Genomic DNA, 20,595 nt, shown 5'->3' with positions numbered 1-20,595 from the left:
GCTCGCTTCCCCTAGCCCCTCTACTCGCCGATTTTCACTTTTGATTATCCGATTTGGATAAGGTATGCCGCTCTCTGTATTCCTGGGGAGTAATGCCGGTCTCCTTCTTGAAAAAGCGGTAGAAGGATTGCTCCGTCATAAAGCCGACCGCTTTCGAAATGTCCTGCACAATCAGACTGCCGCCCTCCAGCAGCTTCTGGGCTTCCGCCAACCGGGAGGAAGCCACGTAATCCGGCAACGACTGGCCCGTTAAACGCTTATACAACCGGGTCAAGTAATACGGATTGTAGCCGACGACATCACCGATCCGGGTCAGTGACAGATCGCCGGCCAAATGGTGCTCCACATACAACCGGACGCGGGTAATCAAATCATGCTCGCGGTAGACCTGGTCATCTTGCTTTTGTTCAAACAGCCGCATGGCCAGCGCCGACAAATAATCTTCCGCGCTCTCCCAAGAAGGGTGGGCCTCATATCTTGTAAGCTTGTCCAAATCAATGGACTCTCCGATGACCTCATGTAGTTCCCAGCGGTTCATATAAGACAGCAACAAACACATGAGCGAATAGTAGATCTCCAGCTTCAGCCGGTTGTCGGTGCCACGCGCAAGGGAGGCCAACGCTGCCAGCTTGCCGAATTCGAGAAAAAAATGCTCCTGCTGTCCGTTGTCCAAATAAGCCGCCATGGCTCCCAGCTTCCCCAATTGGCTGCTAATTTCATGATTGTGCAGCTCTGCCTGCTGCGCCTCCTCTCCGGCTTCCTTGCGCTGTTCGATCAGGACAAGCTCCTTGCCCATGCCAAGTCCCCGTCCCAGCAGCGCCTTCAAGGTGCTGAACTGCCGGGGCGCCTCCTCCCAGGGGCGAAATGCTGCACCGGCCGAGAACGACAGCCGCAGCTTCAGCAGCCGCTTGCAGCTCATGGCGATCGTCTCAAGCGTCCCATGGATGAACCGGAGCGCCCGCTCCCTGTCCTCCGGAGCATCTGCCATAGGCTGCAGCAGCCACAGCAGCTTGTTCTTCTCATAACGCAGACTGAGGCAGCGCACGGAGGGTAGCCAATATTCTTCGGCAATATTCCGGATAGCGTACAGCATCAGCTCCCTGTCTGCTACACTAAGCTCGTCCCGCCAGTCGTCCACGCGCCCGATGGTGAGCAGTACGCCGCGGGCAGCATCCAGCGGGCATTCCAGCTCCTGGAATTTATGTGCAAGCTGGCTTACGCCCGGGCTATCCCCCTGCAACAGCTCCAGCAAATAATCGCCCAGCAGCAGGGGACGGACAAGCTGGAGCTGCCGGTGCGCGCGCTCAATCAGCTCCTCTGCTTCCACCGCCGCATCCAATTGCGCAGCGGCCTGCTCCACAGCGTGAAGAATCGCTTCCTCGCCTTCTGTCTTTAAAAGATAGTCCACCCCGCCGCCACGCATGACTTGCTGTATATAATCAAATTCGTTATATCCGCTCAAAAAAATAATTTTGCACCACGGCCAGTGGCGTCTGATTTCCTGCTGCAGCTCCAGCCCGTCCATTCCGGGCATACGGATATCGGACAATACAATATCGAACTTCATCTTTCCCAGCTGCTCCAGTGCCTCCGCAGCGGAATAAGCACCGTATACCTCCAGCTCCAACTTGTCCCAGTGCCCGAACAGATCAAGCAGGTTCCGTACAATCCACCGTTCATTATCGACAATCAGCAGTCTGATCATGGCTGTCTCCCTTCTTCCCGTCTTATCATCAGCAGCACCTTCAATCCGCCCAGCCCGCTGCGTGACACCTCAATTCCGAACGCCGGACCATAGTTCAACTGAAGCCGGCGGTGCACATTGAGGATTCCTGTCGTCTCCATAGCTTCTTCAGCAAGAGCCAGCGTTCTGCGCAGCGCATTCAGCTGTTCATCGTCCAGCGATTCGCCGTTGTCTTCCACCCCGATGACAAGTCGGTCCGCCCCTTCCTCCCGGAAGGTTACCCGCAGCATCCCTTCTGCCAGCTTGTTCTCCAGCCCGTGGGCATAAGCATTCTCAATTAATGGCTGGACAATAAGCCGAGGCACCATGGAAGCCTCCCACCCCTGCGGTATGGGCTCCAGTTCGGCTGTGACCGTACCGGCGAAACGTATATTCTGAATCTCCACATAAGACCATGCGTGCTTCATCTCTGCAAGCAGACTGACCTGTTCTGCTCCACTACGTGTAATAAACTGAAAATAGCCGCTGAGATGGTGAAGCATCCGCTCGGCTACTTCATGTTCCCTCATACGAACGAGACCCTGCAGAATGAAGAAGGTGTTGTAAAAAAAATGGGGGTTGATCTGCGATTGCAATTGCTTAAGCTCGGATTGCTGGGATCTGATCTGCTGCTCATACACTTCATGAATCAACTCCTGAATCCGCTCCAGCATATGGTTGAAGTGATTATACACATAATTGAATTCATCCTGATTGCCGTGATACAGCCTGACGCTCAGATCGCCCATCTCCACTTTCCGGAAGGAAGTAATCAGCCGCCTCATAGGCTTATGAATAAACCGGTATATCCAGTAAGAGAAAACAACGGCGAGCAGCAAAGCGATCAGCGACTCTCCCCAAATCCAGTTGCGATGCTTGTTCAGCGGCTGGAGCACCGTTTCCGCAGGAACAAATACGGCCAAAGTCGTTCCCAGCAGCGGTGAATATTCACTGGCTCCAAAATAGTCAATGCCTGCTGACTCCAGCCGGTATTGGCCGGACTCGCCGCTATCGTCGAGCAGTTCTCCCCGCAGTGCTTCCCCGAACGCAGCCAGCAGCGAGCCCTCCACACCGGAGGCAATCTGCCACTGGCCGCCGGTGTCCATCCATACTGCTCCGCCGCCCTCGCCCTCCGCCATGCTGGAGAGTGAGCGGAGAATCTCCGGGCGTGACAGCTGAATTTCGATAGCCAGCACAGGCGGCCGGCCGGCGTACACCGCATCGGGATACACCCCGCTCATCAGCAGCTTCTCGCCCATGCCGAAGATCGGCGATTTCATGTGGGCCGGGTTCAGAATGTCCTCCAATTCTTCAAGCGGCATCGCACTGTCGAAATTGTTGGCATTGATGCTTCGGTCCAGGGAAGGAATATACAGCGTAACGTTCTCCACGAACGGGCTGGAGCTTTTGAGCAAATACAATTTGCTCTTGGCGGATAATAAGGCGCGGGTCCGTTCATAGTCGTTCAACTGGTTCGGAACCGTCGCCAGCAAGAGCAAATCGTCGTCATTGACATACTCCAGCTTCAGCCGCGTAAGCCGGGTCAGCTCTGTCTCCAGCGAAGTCAGATAGAAGTGGACACGGCTGGCCATGGATTCCGATATTTGCTTCTGGACAACCTCCTGTCCGGATTGATTCATGATCAGGCCCCACAGGTAGAGCGGAATAATAACAAGCAAGAAAGCCATAACAAGTTTGGGATAAATTGAAAGCGTTCTCATAAATCTGATCAATAGCATCTCTCTCCTTCCACAAGCCTTCCCTGTAGTCCCATCATACCTCTGCAGCAGGCCCTTAAACAATAATAAAGAGAGGCTGTAAGCCTCTCACATTTCAAGCAGAAATTGTATTGTCTTATCCTCGAAGCCCGGCAGCCGTTCATGGATAAAATCGGGATAGATCTCCAGTTTCTTCTCGCAGCGGATTCGGTTGTAGGCGGCGAATTGCGTCGAAGGCGGACACACCGTATCCAGCAATCCCACACCCATCATCACTTTCCCGCTGATCCGGTCCGCCAGGTGTTGAACATCAATGTAGCCGAGCCGTTCAAAAATCTCATTCTCCCGCAGGTGCTGGGGATCGCGGTGACGGAAAAAAGTCCGCAGTTCCTCATAGGCATCTCTGGCCAGGTCCATTTCCCATACCCGTTTATAATCACACAAGAACGGAACACTTGGCGCAGCCCGGTTGACCCGCGGCTCAAGCGCCGCACAGGCCAGCGCCAGCCCCCCTCCCTGCGATCCGCCGATTGCACCGACGCGGGCGGCATCCACTTCCGGCATGTCCATTACAATTCCAGCCAGCTGCGCCGCATCAAGATAGATCTGCCGGAACAGCAGCCGTTCGGGCGCATCATCCAGTCCGCGGATCAGATGCCCTTTATGTGTGGTTCCTTTGACCCCTCCAACATCTTCGGACAGTCCTCCCTGTCCTCTGCAATCCATCGTGGCTATGGTAAAGCCCAAGGAAGCATAGATCAGCTTATCGGCCCAGTCATCCGAGTGGTGGGCGTACCCGTGGAACTGCACTACCGCCGGGTGTGGGCCGGCAACATGCTTCGGCTTGACCAGCTTCGCATGGATACGCGCTCCGCCTGTCCCCGTAAAATACAAATGGTAGCATTCGGCGAACGGAACCTGAAACTCGCTTCTCACCAGTTCAACACGGGCATCCGTATTTCTCATCTCTTGCAGTGCTTGTTCCCAGTAAGCCTCGAAGTTGGCCGGACGTGGATTACGTCCCTCATAAGTTAATAATTGTTCTAACGGCATATCGACTAGCGGCATTAATAAGCACCTCCGTCTCTCTTTGTTTGTGTGTCCCATATCAAATACAGTACAATGTTGCCAGCAACGCAGATCAGCCTTGAAGAAGAGGAGGCCGCACAATGAGCTTGTTGTTCAACCTGAGGGGCGTCAAGGAATTGCTGCGCAATTTCTATACATTGACCGGTATCCGCACAGTGATTTTCGACAATTCCTTTACTGAGCTGGCTGCCTATCCCACCCGCCATTCGACATATTGCCACATCATCCGGAGTGATCCGCGCGCAGAGGCCCAGTGCATCCTCTGCGACCAGGCAGCCTGCACCCAAGTGAAAAAGGAGAAAACCCTCTACACCTATCAATGTCATGCCGGACTTACCGAAACGGTGGTGCCTATTCAAACGGACAATCAGGTCATCGGGTATATTATGTTCGGCCAATTGCTGCAGACCGGGTCCCGCGATGAGTTATGGGAGAAGGTCTGTGAGAATATAAGCCCCTATAATGTGGATATGAATAAACTGTACAGCGCCTTCCAGCGAAAAAAATACATCTCCAAGGAAGTCATTGATGCTTACGCCAAAACCATGGAGATGAGCGCCAGCTACCTGTATCTATCCCGGATGCTGGTTCTGAAGGAGGATACGCTGGCACAAAAGATCAACGGTTATATTACAGAGCATATCCAGGAACCGCTGTCCGTTCCCGTTCTGTGCAAAGAATTCAGCATCAGCAAATCCCATCTCTACAAGCTCTCGGAGCAGAACTTTGGCATGGGCATTGCGGAATATATCCGCAACCTGCGCATTCAAATGGCCAAAAGGCTGCTGGGTGACACTGATAGTCCGATTTACGAAATTGCGGAGCAAGTCGGCATTCCCGATTATAATTACTTTACCAAAGCCTTTAAAAAGGTCACCGGCACATTGCCCAGAGTATACCGCAAAGAAAACACTTTACAAGGACGCACTCTGGACCGGTTCTGATTGCACCTGAGGGGAAGCGTATACAGCAGGGAAGGCGCCATGGCAGCTTCCCGCAATAACCGATTTTTATCACCCCCAGCTTATAGCAATTCTGCCTGCTCTTTGCTGATCTTATCATCCGGTCCCTAGAGCAAAATAGTAATAAACGTTTCAGTTAATAGTCATTTTGTTTCAAGGTGTGCACTATTGTACGTGAAAAAAATGCTAATTCATTTCTACATTTTCACCGGTTAGGGTGATGCGTGCTTGGCACGCGACAAACAAAAAAGCCGGCTTTCGCCGGCTCTGCTTAAATCCAAGCGCGAAGATTCACCTGTTTGATGAAATCCGCTTGGGACATACTTTCTTGGGATGCAGCCTCTATCTCTTCAACCTCAACTTCTTCGCCGTTCATCAGATGATGGAACAGCTTCTCATTGTACGTTGACAGTGCATAATCTATCAGCGCTTCGTGCGTGGCTCTTTCAGCTTCTAGTACCAGCAATTGTTCTTCGGCCTCAATATCCTCTGCTGTAACATAGAAATTTCTATTGGCCTCAGGAACACGAATGACATAATCAAACGCATTATCTGGATTGCGGTCGTAAGCAATTAGGTAGCCGTAGTCTCCGATAGGAAGACTCTGCTCAAAAGCGTCCGCGACAATGACAATCTTCTCTCCTAAACGCAGCATCGTCCTACCTCCTGACCAAAATCTATCATGGTTCTGCTTGTTTCAACAGTCTACTAAAAAAAGATAGAGCTGTCCAGCCGCAGGAGAGTAGTCCGATGATTTTTCGCAGAAAATACTCTGAAAATTCTTGAAAACGTGCTATTCTATTGCAATTTTATCAATTCGGCAATTTATTCCTGCGAATGAGCAGCGAAGCTCCGGCAATACAAGCAACGATTAACACCGCTGCTGAGATCATCGGCACGCCGGTTACTCTGCCTTCTGCAAGCAAGCCGGCAGACATTCCAGGAAGCGCTGCAGGCAACCAGGCAGTCCTGGAAGGCAGCAGGCTGTGGGCAAGACTCATGCCAGCAGCCAGCAGGAGAGCAAACCCGGCAGCAGCAGGTCCGCGCAGCCAGGCGCTGAAGAGCAGCGTAAGTGACACCGCACACAGCAGCCAGAGTGCATAGAGTCCTGAAGCCGCCGCAACTGTGCCCCAGGCCAAGCTCCCCATTAGCTGCACTGTATAATAAGCCGCTCCCGCGACCCCCAATACCAGTGCAATTATCAGCACTGTGAAATTTGCCGCCCATTTGGCAACAACGATGGATACCGGTGAAACAGGTCTGGCCATCAGCAGCTCGGCTGTCCCGCTGCTCCGCTCCCCGGCCAGGCTGTTCATTGTCCCCAGCGCCAGAATCAGGATGCCAATCGTTCCGTATTGGCCCAGAGCCTGAGCCATTACCGCAGCGGCCCCAGGCATCTCGTAGCTGTCCATAAATCCTGCCGGGACATTTGAAGAGGCTGCCAGTATATCAGCCATATAAAAGGTGACCAGCGGCTGCATGATACCCAGAATAATGAACACTACAGGTATCCAGATCAGCTTATAGCTGCGTACTGCCTCCAGCATCTCTCTCGAATACAGGGCCCAGAGCTTGCTCATGTTCCCACCACTTTCATAAACAGGTCCTCCAGCGTCGATGAACCTGCTTCAAATTGCAGCAGCGGAATATCCAGCCCTGCCGCTTCCTGCAGAATCATCCGGCGCGCGAGCCCGACATCGCTTACGTTAAAGACTGCCCTGCCGTCCGAAATACTTGCTTCTTCAATAAAAGCTTTGTGCTTAAGCTCCTCCAGCCACCGGACAGCCTTGTCTTCCTTCGCTGTGGTTATTCTGATAACCGGAAGACTGTACTCTGCCCGGAGACGGGCCAAGGTCCCCTGCACAGCTATAGCTCCCCTGTTCATCAATATGACGTCATCGCATATCTCTTCCGCATCATGCAGCACATGGGTGGAGAAAATCACAGTTGTCTCTTCCCGGATGTCCCGCAGCAGCTCCATCACTTCCCGGCGCCCTATAGGATCAAGCGCAGAGACAGGCTCGTCAAGCAGCAGCAGACGCGGGCGGTGCACTAAGGCCTGGGCCAGCCCCAGGCGCTGCTTCATACCGCCGGAATATCCGCCGATCCGGCGGCGCGCTGCGGAGCTAAGCCCCACGCGCTCCAGCACTGCGCCCGACACCGCCGCAGCTTCTTTGGCGGCCATGCCGCTAAGCTTGGCGGCAAAGATCATATATTCGAGTCCGCTCATCCAGCTGTAAAAAGCCGGAGACTGCGGCAGATAACCAAGCTGCCGGCGGTAATCCGTTCCGGGAGGAGCGCCGCCAAAGGAGATGCTCCCTCCGGTAGGCGGCAGAAGACCGGCAAGCATGCGCAGTGTGGTGGTTTTGCCTGCTCCATTGGGTCCCAGCAAAGCGACACAACGCCCGGCTTCGGCTCCGAAGCTGATGCCGTCCACGGAGGGATGTCCGCCAAAGCTTTTGTGGAGATTCGTAACCTCAAGCAGCGGCATCAGAGTTCTTTCCTTCCCAGTGTGAAATAAGCTATACTTCCTAGCAGGTTGCCAAATACCAGGAGCAGCACCCACATCCATTTGGGCCCGCGGACTTGCTCTGTCCTGGCCAGCGAGATCAGTCCCACAACCGCCAGCAGAATCTGCAGCGCCAGCAGCGGCGCAATCAACCCCCAGTTCACTTTATCCATCCGTACACCCTCCATACTCCAGTTTGCTATTCTGAAATCGCCTTCCCTGTCCGCCTTCAGCGCTTCTGCCCGGCCTTCCGCCTGCCCGGGAGAACTACAAACAGCAGATAACACAAAACCGGTGACGGGAAACCGGTAAGGCCCCAAATTCCCCAGAACCAGGCCATTCGGCCCTTCCCTCTGCCCTGAGCATTACGGAACAGCCAAGTCCCCTGCAGCATCAGTACAGCAGCTATACAAAGCCACAGCCACAAAGGCGCCTTCTGCAATTCACTCACTCTTCAGCATCCTCCCGTCGCAGCCTGATCCGTGCTACTCCCAGACTGCCAAGTGCTGCCAACGGAAATAGCGCCTGCAAGCCCCAAAACAGTGCCGGGGCAGAGTTTAGAATAGACAGCACTACGCTGAGCAGGAGTAGAGCCACCAGAGAGAATATCAGCAGTTCCTTGCGCTGCCGCTTCACGCGGCGGATTGCTTCTGCCGCAATAAGCTGCTCCAGCTCCGGCAAGGAGGGGGGCGCCACATCGGCATAGTGCTGATCCAGAATCTCCAGTTCTGCTGACAGCTTATTCAGCAGCTCTTCATCACTGTTAAACCTCATCCTCGTCCAGCTCCTTTCGCAGTTGATTCAATCCGGCTGCTACCCTTGATTTGGCCGTGCCGGAAGGGATCTGCAGCATCTGGCCGATTTCATCATAGCCATATCCGTAATAATGCTTCAGCAGTACAGCCATTCTGTGGGCAGTAGACAGGCGGGATAAGGCATCAAGCACTTCACTCCACTCCATATTCCGGCTCTCAAACCTCCAGCGGATACTGCGGCTCCCCTGCTCCTGAGCCTGCTCCTTCTGCCACTTCAACTCACGCTTCCACCGCCGCTTGCGGTCGATGTAGAGCCGGCTGGCAATCGTTATCAGCCATGAAGAAAATGCAGAGGTTCCATTGTAACTTCCCATCTTCTCCATGCATCTGACCATTGTATCCTGAGCCAGTTCTTCCGCAAGTGAAGGGTCCATTGTAGCTTTAATCAGATACTTGTACAGGAAGGGATAATGCTCCCGCAGCAGCATAGCTGTTGCCTTGGCATCCCCCTGCTGCGCCAGTCTGATCTTCTCCAGCGTCCCGTCGCCCATAGTCCCTCCTCTTTCTCTTCCTCACATCTGTAATACGATTATGTATTGTAGATCGTTCATTCAGGGTCAGAATTATTCTGCAATTCCCACAGCCTGCGCCTCCATGGCTGGACGGCTCCCTTGCCTCTGGGGAAGCGCCAGAACAGAGATATCTTATTATCCCCATTCTCTGCAGCATACTCTACGGAATTCTGCTCCGCCACGCCTTCCCCGTCTGTTCTCAATTGCCCATAGTCCAGTTGGTGATGCATATCTTCCTTCATCTGCTTCCTCCCATGAAATTAAAGACATATAGACAAAAAAAAGAACGCAAACCGGGATTATTCCACAGTCTGCGTGCTTCGCGAGGTAAATGTTACATTTAATTAACATTATTGTAGCAACTCTGTATCTTTTTGTCCATCTCTAATTTCCCGAATGATGTCATAACCGGCATAAACACGTCGTTACATAGCAAGTGGAAACGGTTGTACTCTCCGCTTAAGGACAGTACAGTTTTAGCGAGAAATAGAAGGGGAATTTATCGTGTGCAACAGATAGATTCTTATATTTGAACGTATGGATTATTTAGCTTCTCAAACCCGATAGAGGTGCGCGGACCGTGTCCGGGAAATACCCTCACTTCTTCATCCAGCCGGTACAGCTTACCGCGGATCGAATCAAACAGATCCCGTTCTCTGCCGCCGGGAAGATCGGTGCGTCCTACTCCCATTTTGAACAATACATCGCCGGAGAACAGATCATTTCCGCACAGGAAGCTGACACTCCCCGGAGAGTGTCCAGGCGTATGCAGCACCCGGAAGGTTAAACCGAGCAGCTTCAGAATCTGGCCTTCCGCCAAATCATATTCTGCCGGATCTGTACTGACCGGAGGGGATGATTCAGGCCACATCAGCGAGCCGTTCAGCTTGGGACTGCCCAGCCACTCACTCTCCAGAGCATGGATATACACTGGGCACTTCTTAGCCTTGCGGACCTCATCCAGACCGGCAATATGATCAAAGTGGGCGTGAGTCAGCAGGATAGCCTCTATTTCCATACCCTCAGCAGCACGGAGAAGAGCAGCCGGATTGGCACCGGGATCAATAATCACACCTTTGGCAGGGGCGGCTCCTGTCAGGAGATAAGCGTTCGTCTGAAGCGGTCCAAGATTATAAGACCTAATATTAAGCATCGGCATTAGAATCCGGAGATCAGACTGCGCAGCTCTTTGGCAATAACCGCGTGTGATTCCGTTCCTTCTCCGTAGGCTTGGCCCATGGCTTTGCGCACTTCGGTGATTTTGCCCTCATAATCCGCAGCTTCGCGGTCCGGGTTCTGCTGTTTAAACTCTCTCATCAGTGACTGTACATGCTCCGGACGCGGTCCCCAATGGCCCAGCACATAGCCGCCGGTATCGGCAAAAATCACGATCGGAACCGAACGTCCGCCCATGGTCAGGAAGTTATCCATAACATCCTGATTCTCTTCCAGAATCAGCACTTCAGTCTTAATGCCTGCCGTCTCCAGGATGCGGAACACCACAGGGACATTACGAACCACATCTCCGCACCAGTCAGCAGCCAGAATCAGTACCCGCAGATCATCCCGGTGATTCAGGCTCTCGAAATATTCCCGGTCACTCTCATCTGTCCAGGCGAACTTCTCATACCAGGATTCAAAAGCCTGCTGGTTCTTCGTCATGCCTTCCACGAACTGGCGCGGAGTCAATCCCTGACCAAATTTAGAAGCTACATTCTGTTTCATACTGCACTACCTTTCTTCTTGGATTTGTACCACTTGAACAGGAAATACAGAACAATAACCGCAAGTGCGGCAAGAATGATTTCATGCGTATACTTAGCTGCGACCTCATCAATAGTCTCCCATTTATCGCCGAGAGTATATCCCAGATATACAAACAGTGCACTCCATGGAATAACAGCCAGCGTGGTCAGCATAGTGAACTTACCCAGCGGCATGCGCGAAATACCAGCGGGCACAGAGATCGCATGACGGACAACCGGGATAAAACGGGCGGTGAAGATTACGCCGGTCCCGTATTTCTGGAACCATTCTTCAGAATGGTCAATATGCTTCTTTTTGATAAAAATATACTTCCCGTACTTCTCCAGTACAGGTCTGCCGCCGTAACGGCCGATCCAATACACAAAAATCTGGGCGACTACACCGCCGATCGTACCAAACAGTACCGCGCCAAAAAAGTTGATATCCCCTTGCGACACCAGATAGCCGCCAAAAGCCAATACAATCTCACTTGGTATGACTTCAATCATAAGGCCAATCATTATTCCAAAGTAACCCAAACTCTGAATCCATTCAAATAATTGCGAAATCAGTTCAGATATAAAATGCAACTGCAGCTCTCCTTCCGTGTGTTGCGTAATCAGCCTGGCATTCTGCTGGCAGAATCCTAAGCCTCGTCCGCTCTATGTATCCAGCTTCTCCTAGCCTATTCTAGCATATGCAGGCTTACGACTTCTACTTATGGAAATGGACATTCCGTTCTCTGCTATAGAGAAGCAGGTATTCCAGCATTGACAAAGTGTGGAATGAAGATCTATTATACATTTAGATAATTATTTAAATATCGAAAGGGGGCTGCGGAGTTGAATGAATCCTTCAAGGCGCTGGCTGATCCGACCCGCAGACAGATTCTCCGCCTGCTGCGGGAAAAGGATAGGACGGCCGGAGAAATTGCCGATTTTTTCAATATGTCCAAACCCAGCATCTCCCATCATCTGAATGCACTGAAGCATGCGGGACTGGTGCAGGACGAACGGAAAGGCCAGTTTATTCTCTATTCGCTGGACTCCACGGTGCTCGAAGAGGTGCTGGGCTGGTTCCTGGAATTGACGGGTACGGGTAAGGACGGTACGGAGAGTAAGACCATTGCGGATGAACCGGCTGAAGATGCGTTAGGCTCAAAAGGCGCAGGTTCAAAGGGGACCAGGGGCCGGGAGCATTATTTTGACACGGAGGGTGAATCAAGATGAAGGATTTCCAATGGAAATGGCAGGACACACTGATTGTCATTCTGGGATTATTCTCGCTGGGCTACGCATTGTTGAATTACGGTAGGCTGCCGGATCAGCTTCCTGCCCAGTTCAGCATTACAGGCAAGGTTAACACTTACTGGAGCAAGGGCTCCCTCATTGCTTTTTTCTCCTTCATGGGACTGATCTTCCCTATAGCCATGCAGTTTATGCGTACAATTGATCCCAAAAGAGAGAACTACACTAAGTTTCAAAGCGCTTATAAAATGATCCGCCTGGCAGTGGGCATCATATGCGATGCTGCACTTGTGCTGTCGGTCACGCACGGTCTGGATGAGCAATTTGCCGCCGGAAAGTGGGCTACTGTGAGTCTCGGGCTGCTGTTTATAGTAATCGGAAACTTCATGCCGCAGATCAGGGATAATTATTTCACGGGTGTCCGTACACCCTGGACGCTGGCTAACCCTGTAGTCTGGCGGAAGACCCACCGTCTCTCCGGAATCATGTGGGTGATTGGCGGACTGCTGATTGCACTGGGGGCTTTTATGCCAAAAGCTCTGTCGGTCAGCATGATCATTACCGCCCTGGTTATCGCTACTATCGTACCTTATGTGTATTCGTGGCTGATCTCACGGAGGATCAAGGCCTGAAGCTGGCCGCAGGACTACACCGAGATTCGGAAGAACGCTACCGGAGATGCACATATAATGAGTTCAGCCGGACAGAGTGCCTGCTTAGAGATTCAGTGTTCAGCGGGCCACAATCTTCTCCGGCTTATCAAGCGTAGCCAGTGCCTGCAAAGCTCTCAGCCGAAGGTAAACCCCTTCGGCTTGCTCATTGATCCCGAAGCCGCGGTCATTATGCCGCCGGCCTGCGCTATGCTCCCTGCCGGCAAGCAGGCTGTATTGCCGCAGCAGTTCCAGTCCGGCAGCTGCGCTGTCTGCAGCCCTCCGCCTGTCCCCTTCCGCCCATCCGCGTTCAGCCATTTTAAGCATTCCTTCAATCGCCGCCCGTCTTTTGGCGGCGTTAAATATGTCCGCCTTCAGGCTGCGGCGCACCCAGTACAATGCCTCTCCCGGATCGCTGCCTTGCAGATAACGCTCTGCAAGTTCCCAGTGCAGAGCCGCATCTCCGGGGGAGAATCGCAAACTGCCCAGCAGCAGGTCCATTCCCTGGTCCTCTGGGAGCAGCCGTGATAATGCGGCCGCCGTCTGCGGCTCTCTTGGATTCCACGCCAGCGATTGCCGCAACAGCGCAGTTTGTGCAGCAGGATCAGCGCTTGTGCGGGCAGCCTGCTTATACAAGGCAGCCCCTCTCATCGCCTGATATGAAAAAATGCTTAGCATGAAGGTCAAGGCGCAGAGAACGGCGATTCCTGCATACGGCCATGATCGCCGCAGCCGTGTAAGGATGGCGGTATCCTCCGCAACTGGCCGAGCTATAGTTTCTGCAAGAGCCCATGCAGGCAGCAGCAGGAGCAGCAGCCATATCAATCCGTAGCTCCAGTCAAAATCAACTGCGCTATGCAGGATGATGACAAGCAGAGGCGGAAGCAGCCTTGGTGACGCCTTGAATATGAGCCAGCCTGCGGCCAGCAGCAGCAGGAGGACAGCAGCCAGACCGGCTGTCCCCAGATTGAGCAGGATGTCGAGATAACCGCTGTGCACCTGGCTGCCTACATAGGGGCGGGACTGGGCGGCGAGGTACGAATGTTGCCAGGTCTCGCCCCCGCGCCCCAGCCAGGGCGCTTCTGCCGCGAGCTTCCAGGCATCGCGGTAGAAGAGCCCGCGCGCGGCGGCCGTCGGGGACGGCCCCGTGATCCGCGCGCGTACCTGCAGCAGGACGGCGCTGGCTGCCGCCGTCCAGGCCCCCGCCGCCAGCGCCAGCATGGCGGCGCGGTGCCAGCCCGCCGCGCGGCAGCTGCGGCGGTGCAGCCATAGGCCGGCTAGCAGCGCGCCGGCCCAGAGCCCGGCCAGCAGCAGCAGGCCGGGCAAGGGCTCTGCCGCCAGCCCGGTACGGGCCAGCTGGCGGTACAGGAGCGCCGCGGCGGCCACAGGCGCGGCGCCGGTGATTAGAAGCGGCGCGGACAGCTGCCGCTTCCAGAGCAGGGCTGCGGCGCCGGCGGAGGCCGCAGCCAGCCATGCGCCGCGCGACTCGCTGAGCAGCAGCGCGGCGGCGTACGGGAACAGCGGCAGCAGGCGCGCCGCTGTCCGCCACAGCTCTGCGGCGGACCAGCCCCGTGCACGGTCCGCTCTGCCAGCTATAGCGGTCTCACCCGCTCTGCTTACCGCTCCACCCTCCGCTTCACCGCTGGCTATGTTCTCCTGCTCCGCTCTGCTTACCGCTCCCCTCTCCGCTTCACCGCTGGCTATGTTCTCCTGCTCCGCTCTGCTTACCGCTCCACCCTCCGCTTCACCGCTGGCTATGTTCTTCTGCTCCGCCCGGTTTACCGTTCCACGGGATGCTTCAACCTCGCCCTCTGCGCAGTCTTCTCCACTCACGGTTCCCGAAGGACCTGTCAGCCTGAAGCCATAAGCAGCAGCAAATAGCCGCTCCAGCAGAAACACAGCCATCACCGCGCCAAAGGCATTCGGATACTGAACCAGTCCGGCCAGCCGGGCACCGGTAGCACTGACCTCAGGTGACTGGCTGTAGGCTACCGCGTAAGGAACCGGCAGACCACCGCATACCGCCAATAAGGCAGACAGGCTGATTACGAGACCCAGCAGATGCCAGACCGCTGCAAGAAGAGTTCCTCCCCGGCGGGTCCCCGCAACAAGTACAGCAAATACAGCAAAGCTGGCGTAGAATCCCCAGCGCAGCAACTCATTCAGCGTACCTTGCGAGGATATAGGCTGACATAGCGCATGAATACCATACAGGATAAAGATTACAACGCTGCAGCCGGGCAACAACCAAGCGGCCACTTTCAGCATCCTGTCTCTGCCAGCTCCACCAGCCAACGTTCCACTCCCGGACACTACCTCAACTGCTGCCTGCGTTATCTCGGCCTTCCCGGCATTATCTGTCACCAACCGGCCACTCCCGGCTAACCTCCCAGCTTCAGCTATATCTCCCTTTACGGTACCTCCAGGTAGCGCCCGCGCTTTCGCCGTATTCCCCGGCATTGCCGCCTCCAGCTTCGCCCCCTCCCCCCAGCCGGAGGTGGCATACATGACCAGTCCCGCTATCGCCAGAACCCCGCACAGCGCAAACCATATGGTCAGGAAGAGATACATCTCTCCGGCAAAAAAGAATCCTCTCAGCACACATGCCGCTGCCGCTGCCGCAATTAATGCCATACCGCTAACCACACTTATTGCCATTTCCCCGTATCGCTGAACCTGATTCATCCTCATTCCTAAATCCCCTATTCCTCTTATTGCTTAATATTCTTCCCACATCTATCGCAATGCAAAAGAAAATAGATACATATAAAATCGATATAGAAACATGAACCGCACCTAAGACTGCAATCAGCTAAATAACCGGAAAACGGCGGTGGTCAAACGTGATTATTCGAAATGTTGTATATATTACAACTTTGATTCAGATATACCCGGGAGTTTGGATGGATTGTTGTACAAAATACAAGAATAGTTTCATAAATCGGCTTGGGGGAGGGGAAATGCTGCATTTTGTACAACAATTCCCGATTAGAGGCGGCATAATGAAAGAATTGTTGTATTTGATGCAGGATTTTAATTCAGGGCATCACAGGGGCCCTACAATAGCACAAAAATAACACTAAAATAACATTACGAATTCATTACAAACGCGCCACAGTCAGCACTACATCAGCACCACAGAAGCATCACAGATGCTCTATAGAAGCTCTACAGAAGCACTACAGATGCTCTACAGATGCACCACAGAAGCACCACAGATACTCTACAGAAACACCACAGAAGCACCACAGATGCTCTACAGAAACACCACAGAAGCACCACAGATGCTCTACAGAAGCACTACAGACGCATCGCAATAGCGGCCGAAGCTTCCAATAGCAATCCCAAGTGGAACGGCTTAGCAATCCTTTTGTAAGGACGCTGACGGTTCAGCGAGAAACACAAAAAACAGCCGCCCCCCATAGGAAGCAGCCGTTCTGTCACACTCTGAACTATTAAGCTGATTAATTAAGCTCCGCATTTCCCCCGGGCAGCAGATCAGAGCAGACGCGCTCCAGATAAGGCTTGGCACCGAGAAAATCGCGGAACGCGGTGTACTCGCGCCATTTGGCGGCGTTGTCGCCGCTGTCGCTCCGCACGGCACGGATTAGAATGTTCTTCGGCGTATGCTCCATGTCGATGAATTCCAGCAGCTGGCTGCGGTAACCCATCAGATCGAGCAGCTTGGCCCGGATCGCATCCGTGGCCAGTGCCGAGAAGCGTTCCTTCAGGATTCCGTGTGACAGCAGCGGACTCAGCACATCGCTCTGCACCTGGGCGAACAGCTCATGCTGGCAGCAAGGCACCGAGAGGATGACTGATGCGCCCCAGCGTACCGCCTTCTCCAGAGCGGCATCTGTCGCTGTATCACAGGCATGCAGGGTAACAACCATGTCCACCTGGTCCAGTTCATTATAGTCCGCGATATCACCGACCAGGAACCGCAGACGGTCGTAGCCCAGCTTGGCAGCGAGGGCACCGCAGTGCGCAATGACATCCGCCTTCAGATCAAGACCGACTATATTCAGCTCCCGCTGCTCACGGACGGCCAGATAGTGGTACAGTGCAAAGGTCAGATAGGATTTGCCGCAGCCGAAATCAACAATCGTCAGCGGACGGCCCGCCGGAAGATCACCGAGCACATCCTGGACCATCTCCAGGAACCGGTTGATCTGGCGGAACTTATCATATTTCTTAGCCAGCACTTTGCCCTCGCTGTTCATAATGCCAAGCTCCACGAGAAACGGCACCGGTTCTCCTTCGTCCAGGACATATTGCTTCCGGCGGTTATGTGCCAGGTCCGGTGCCTCCTGTTTGCTGGCAGACTTGGTCAGAATGGACACCTTGTATTTTTTGCTGATCAGCACCTGGTAGTCGGCACTGGCGGTACAGAGCAGGCCTTGGCGGAAGGTCTCTCTCAGCAAAGTCAGCATTTCTTCAGCGGCATCCTCTGCCGGAATATTGCGGTGTTCGACCTTAGGGCCGATATAGTAGGCGAACTGATAGTGCAGCTTGCCCTTTAATTCAACAGGTTTGATCTGCACTTTGCTGTAGGTGACCCCACCCTTGCTGCGCAGCTGGCTTAGTGTAGCCGTAATCAGCGTACGGCCGGTAATCACTTGGTCGATCAATGCTTTCAAAGATTCCAATGGGTACATCTCACTTTCAATTTATAAATGGAGCACGTTGTCTCCTGAATATCGTTATATTATAGCATTAACCGTAAGCTTGCTCCATTCTTCCCCGCCCTGCTGCACTTCCTCCAGAGGAAGCCCCCCCTGGGCTAACCGCTCCGGACTCAGCAGCAGCAGCCGTCCGTACAGCTCCCTGCCCTCCGCCGCAACATCCTCTCCTTGCTCCCATAGCCGGTACAGGCTGTTCTCCGCTTTGGCGTAATGTCCCAGGGATTCCTGGTAGGCCATCAGCAGCCGCTCTGTTTTGGCCGGAAGGCGGTAAGGCTCTACTTCCTCCAAAAGCTCATTGATATCGCCCGTCATGTTCAGCAGCTCACGGTCGGCACCATGCAGATCCGCATACAAAAACAAATGCAAGGACCGCATCGCCCTGTAGAGGGCTTGATCCTGATCCCCTTTTGCCGCGTAAATACCGCCTTCCTCCTTCAGCAGCCGGGCTACCCCTTGCAGCTTATCGGACTCCAGCACACCGCCGAGACGAAACATATCAATAATGTCCTCTACGGACAGCGAATTGAGCAGACGGGAATTTATGCGGAAATGCCGCATCAGCAGCTCGTCCACTTCCCACAGGGCTTCTGTTGTTTTTTTATCCTGCTTCAAGGTCATTACCTTGGCAACCATTGCCGTCATATCCTCGATCATGCGTACGATATAATCTCTCCGGAACATGTTTGCTCACCCTTTCGTATCCGCACCCACATTTATTACAATCCCGCCAAAAGCTGGCCATCGTCTAAGTCTATAGTCTTTGGACTAATCTTAAGCCATTTCATGCGGCAGCGCCACCTTGTTCAGTACCAGAACATCAGCCCATCTCTGCTATGCCTGCAATCAATAATCCTTGACATAAAAGAGCCGGCCCGAATACAATACAAATACTCGATCTGTAATCCAGATCATACTATTATGCAGATCGAATGGCTCCTGAAAATACATTATCCATGGAATTACTATTGTTAATATCAGTTATTCTAAATTACATATTGGAGGAAATCCTATGTCACAACCCGCTGACCCCGGGCAAAGCCCGCCGGAAGCAGCTGCTTCAAGCAAATCTCAACTGGAAGATAACGTCCAGCCTTTGAAGGTCACCCCGGAACAGGATAAGCTGCTGGAAAGCGCCTTGCGGATTAAGATCATGCATACGCTGTCGGGGGAACCCCTCACGTCCAAGCAGGTTGCCGGGAAGCTGAACAAGACACCGGGGAACATCCACTACCACATCGTCAAGCTCTATGAGGGCGGGCTTCTGGAGCTTGTCCGCACCGAAGCGGCGGGAGGCATCAACCAGAAATTCTACCGCTCCAAAGGGACTATGTTCCGCTCGGAGCAGCTTAGCGGATTCCACTTCCGCCAAGAAGACCAGGTGGAGCATTTCATCACCAGGCTTACCCTTTCCCCCCGGGAGCTTGCGAAATTCCATCAGGAGATGCTGGAGCTGATCACCGCCTGGGAATCTAAAGTGACTGCCGGTGACGAGTATGGTGTTGAAATCGTGATGGGCCGCCTGCAGTCTGCAGAGCCTGCTCCGGAGCCGGAAACAGATGCGGAGGTACAGGAGTAGATGAATACTGCCGCTCCTTCCGGACAGGAAAGGCGCAATCCGCTGCAGGGTTTCGCTGCTCCTTTTGTCCGCTCACGCGCCTTTCCTTATCTATGGCTTGGACATTTAATTTCATTCCTCGGCAGCTCGGTGACGATGGTCATTCTGCCCGTCCTTGTCTATTCCCTTACCGGATCAACCACCACGATGGGTCTGGTCATGGCTGCTTACATGCTGCCGAATGTGATCATGCTTCCGGTATCCGGACATATCGTGGACCGTTACGACCGTGTGCGGATTATGATGCTGGCCGATATTGCCCGCTTTGCCGTGATGATGATAACGGCAGTCTTGGCCCTGACCGGAATACTCAGTATTCCGCTGCTCTATATCCTGGTAGCCTTCTACGGTCTGCTCGATGGTCTATTCCAGCCAGCCTATGCTGCAGTCCGGGCCACAGTATTCACTCCGGACATCCGCGTGGCTGCGAATTCATTGACCCAAATCACTACCCAGTCCGTACGCCTGATCGGCCCCGCACTGGGCGGTCTGCTGATCACCCACCTGTCCGCAGGTGTCGGCTTCGGCCTGGATGCCTTCACTTATCTGATCTCCCTAATCTGCCTTGTCTACCTGCGACGAGTGCTGATCGTCAAATTGCAGCCCGGACCCGCCGCAGATTCCGCGGCCTCCGTTCTGCCGGATACTGAAGCCCCGGATACTCCTAACTGGAAAGAGGATTTCATCGAGGGGATCTCCGTTCTGCGCAGCCACCCCTGGCTGTGGATTACGATTCTGGCCTTCTGCTTCATCAACATCTGCTACGCGGGGATCAGCAGTGTCCTTCTTCCCTGGCTCTTCAAGGTCCATCACGGCTGGCCTCCTTATGTCTACGGGCTTGCCGTTACTTTCTCCGGTGTAGGCGCAATTATCGCAGGCTTGCTGTTCGGACTGCGGCCGAAATGGAAGAACCGCGGCATTATGGCTTACGGCGGTGCTATGCTGGGTGGTGTGGCTCTGCTGCTGATGCCGTTTGCGGGCACTCCGGCTGCAGCCATCGCTTTCTTTGCCCTTGAAGGCTTCGGGCTGATGATCTTCGGACTGATCTGGGAGATCAGCCTGCAGGAGCTGGTTCCGAAGGAAGCCTTCGGACGGGTAGCCAGTCTCGATTTATTCGGCTCCTTCGCCCTGCTGCCGGTCGGCTATATCTTTGTCGGCTGGCTGGCCGACCTGATTGGCGGGGTTCCGACCATAATTATTTTCTCCAGTCTGGGACTTACCTGTGTCGCTCTCGTGCTCTGCGTTCCGGCTATCCGTAAATTTCAATAAAAGCCGCAGCGCGGCCAACACAAAGAGGCAGCACTCCGCCATCCGGCGGGTGCTG

General features: G+C 53.9%; 21 protein-coding genes and 1 pseudogene. 5 read left to right on the top strand and 17 right to left on the bottom strand.

The annotated features are described in order from the left end of the window. Positions 1 to 34: 34 nt before the first annotated feature. The 3 genes from MHI42_RS25020 to MHI42_RS25010 all read right to left on the bottom strand — a co-directional run bounded on the left by MHI42_RS25020 (position 35) and on the right by MHI42_RS25010 (position 4,509). On the bottom strand, positions 35 to 1,705 hold the full coding sequence (locus MHI42_RS25020) for a response regulator (RefSeq protein WP_342420969.1): 1,671 nt from the start codon (positions 1,703 to 1,705) through the stop codon (positions 35 to 37). Beyond that, positions 1,702 to 3,411, bottom strand: a complete 1,710-nt coding sequence (locus MHI42_RS25015; protein WP_342420968.1) for a histidine kinase — start codon at positions 3,409 to 3,411, stop codon at positions 1,702 to 1,704. Before MHI42_RS25015 ends, MHI42_RS25020 begins: the two co-directional genes overlap by 4 nt. Positions 3,412 to 3,549: 138 nt before the next feature. Further along, entirely contained in the window at positions 3,550 to 4,509 is a 960-nt protein-coding gene (locus MHI42_RS25010) for an acetylxylan esterase (RefSeq protein ID WP_342420967.1), read from the bottom strand. 101 nt (positions 4,510 to 4,610) lie between these two features. On the opposite strand from MHI42_RS25010, the gene MHI42_RS25005 reads away from it, so the two are divergent. After that, complete coding sequence (locus tag MHI42_RS25005; RefSeq protein WP_342420966.1) at positions 4,611 to 5,474, top strand: PocR ligand-binding domain-containing protein; 864 nt, start codon at positions 4,611 to 4,613, stop codon at positions 5,472 to 5,474. Between the two features lie 289 nt (positions 5,475 to 5,763). On the opposite strand, the gene MHI42_RS25000 is transcribed toward MHI42_RS25005, so the two are convergent. The 11 genes from MHI42_RS25000 to MHI42_RS24950 all read right to left on the bottom strand — a co-directional run bounded on the left by MHI42_RS25000 (position 5,764) and on the right by MHI42_RS24950 (position 11,664). Further along, the gene (locus tag MHI42_RS25000; RefSeq protein ID WP_342420965.1) at positions 5,764 to 6,147 is read right to left on the bottom strand and encodes an ATPase; all 384 of its coding nucleotides are present in this window, start codon (positions 6,145 to 6,147) and stop codon (positions 5,764 to 5,766) included. Positions 6,148 to 6,304: 157 nt separating this feature from the next. Continuing rightward, the gene (locus MHI42_RS24995) at positions 6,305 to 7,072 is read right to left on the bottom strand and encodes an ABC transporter permease subunit (protein ID WP_342420964.1); all 768 of its coding nucleotides are present in this window, start codon (positions 7,070 to 7,072) and stop codon (positions 6,305 to 6,307) included. Continuing rightward, positions 7,069 to 7,983, bottom strand: coding sequence for an ABC transporter ATP-binding protein (locus MHI42_RS24990; protein ID WP_342420963.1), 915 nt, complete (start codon positions 7,981 to 7,983; stop codon positions 7,069 to 7,071). Before MHI42_RS24990 ends, MHI42_RS24995 begins: the two co-directional genes overlap by 4 nt. Beyond that, entirely contained in the window at positions 7,983 to 8,174 is a 192-nt protein-coding gene (locus tag MHI42_RS24985) for a PLD nuclease N-terminal domain-containing protein (RefSeq protein WP_042139999.1), read from the bottom strand. The genes MHI42_RS24990 and MHI42_RS24985 overlap by 1 nt, the downstream gene beginning before the upstream one ends. Positions 8,175 to 8,230: 56 nt before the next feature. Further along, entirely contained in the window at positions 8,231 to 8,452 is a 222-nt protein-coding gene (locus MHI42_RS24980) for a hypothetical protein (RefSeq protein ID WP_042140000.1), read from the bottom strand. Next, entirely contained in the window at positions 8,449 to 8,775 is a 327-nt protein-coding gene (locus MHI42_RS24975) for a YxlC family protein (protein ID WP_039303114.1), read from the bottom strand. The genes MHI42_RS24980 and MHI42_RS24975 overlap by 4 nt, the downstream gene beginning before the upstream one ends. Then, complete coding sequence (gene sigY, locus MHI42_RS24970; protein ID WP_039303115.1) at positions 8,765 to 9,307, bottom strand: RNA polymerase sigma factor SigY; 543 nt, start codon at positions 9,305 to 9,307, stop codon at positions 8,765 to 8,767. The genes MHI42_RS24975 and sigY overlap by 11 nt, the downstream gene beginning before the upstream one ends. A gap of 56 nt (positions 9,308 to 9,363) precedes the next feature. After that, positions 9,364 to 9,570, bottom strand: coding sequence for a hypothetical protein (locus tag MHI42_RS24965; RefSeq protein WP_342420962.1), 207 nt, complete (start codon positions 9,568 to 9,570; stop codon positions 9,364 to 9,366). Between the two features lie 281 nt (positions 9,571 to 9,851). Continuing rightward, positions 9,852 to 10,481, bottom strand: a complete 630-nt coding sequence (locus MHI42_RS24960; RefSeq protein ID WP_342420961.1) for an MBL fold metallo-hydrolase — start codon at positions 10,479 to 10,481, stop codon at positions 9,852 to 9,854. 5 nt (positions 10,482 to 10,486) lie between these two features. Beyond that, positions 10,487 to 11,053 carry a thioredoxin family protein gene (locus MHI42_RS24955; RefSeq protein WP_171717939.1) on the bottom strand — a complete coding sequence of 189 codons (567 nt, stop codon included), beginning with the start codon at positions 11,051 to 11,053 and terminating at the stop codon, positions 10,487 to 10,489. Beyond that, positions 11,050 to 11,664, bottom strand: a complete 615-nt coding sequence (locus MHI42_RS24950) for a DedA family protein (protein ID WP_171717938.1) — start codon at positions 11,662 to 11,664, stop codon at positions 11,050 to 11,052. The genes MHI42_RS24955 and MHI42_RS24950 overlap by 4 nt, the downstream gene beginning before the upstream one ends. 252 nt (positions 11,665 to 11,916) lie before the next feature. Between MHI42_RS24950 and MHI42_RS24945 the strand changes: the two are divergent. Further along, positions 11,917 to 12,153, top strand: a pseudogene (locus MHI42_RS24945) (autorepressor SdpR family transcription factor); the annotation flags it as partial. A gap of 146 nt (positions 12,154 to 12,299) precedes the next feature. After that, positions 12,300 to 12,953 carry an SdpI family protein gene (locus tag MHI42_RS24940; RefSeq protein ID WP_076248478.1) on the top strand — a complete coding sequence of 218 codons (654 nt, stop codon included), beginning with the start codon at positions 12,300 to 12,302 and terminating at the stop codon, positions 12,951 to 12,953. A 99-nt stretch (positions 12,954 to 13,052) separates the two neighbouring features. Here the strand turns inward: MHI42_RS24940 and MHI42_RS24935 are convergent, their stop codons facing one another. The 3 genes from MHI42_RS24935 to MHI42_RS24925 form a co-directional block, all read right to left on the bottom strand. Further along, a complete protein-coding gene (locus MHI42_RS24935) occupies positions 13,053 to 15,662 on the bottom strand; it encodes an O-antigen ligase family protein (protein ID WP_342420960.1) in 2,610 nt (869 codons plus the stop codon). 773 nt (positions 15,663 to 16,435) lie between these two features. Further along, entirely contained in the window at positions 16,436 to 17,629 is a 1,194-nt protein-coding gene (locus MHI42_RS24930) for an SAM-dependent methyltransferase (protein WP_341065459.1), read from the bottom strand. Between the two features lie 45 nt (positions 17,630 to 17,674). Beyond that, a complete protein-coding gene (locus tag MHI42_RS24925; RefSeq protein ID WP_171717935.1) occupies positions 17,675 to 18,337 on the bottom strand; it encodes a DUF6483 family protein in 663 nt (220 codons plus the stop codon). A gap of 328 nt (positions 18,338 to 18,665) precedes the next feature. On the opposite strand from MHI42_RS24925, the gene MHI42_RS24920 reads away from it, so the two are divergent. After that, positions 18,666 to 19,232 (top strand): winged helix-turn-helix domain-containing protein, encoded by a 567-nt coding sequence (locus MHI42_RS24920; protein ID WP_342420959.1) that lies wholly within the window; start codon positions 18,666 to 18,668, stop codon positions 19,230 to 19,232. Further along, positions 19,233 to 20,540 (top strand): MFS transporter, encoded by a 1,308-nt coding sequence (locus tag MHI42_RS24915; protein WP_336101165.1) that lies wholly within the window; start codon positions 19,233 to 19,235, stop codon positions 20,538 to 20,540. It begins immediately after the preceding gene. Positions 20,541 to 20,595: the final 55 nt, after the last annotated feature.

It is taken from the genome of Paenibacillus sp. FSL E2-0178 (genome assembly GCF_038593005.1).
Classification (GTDB): Bacteria; Bacillota; Bacilli; order Paenibacillales; family Paenibacillaceae; genus Paenibacillus_AQ; species Paenibacillus_AQ phytohabitans.
The sequence above is the reverse complement of the archived record's forward strand: the minus strand, read 5'-3'. Positions and strand labels throughout refer to the sequence as shown.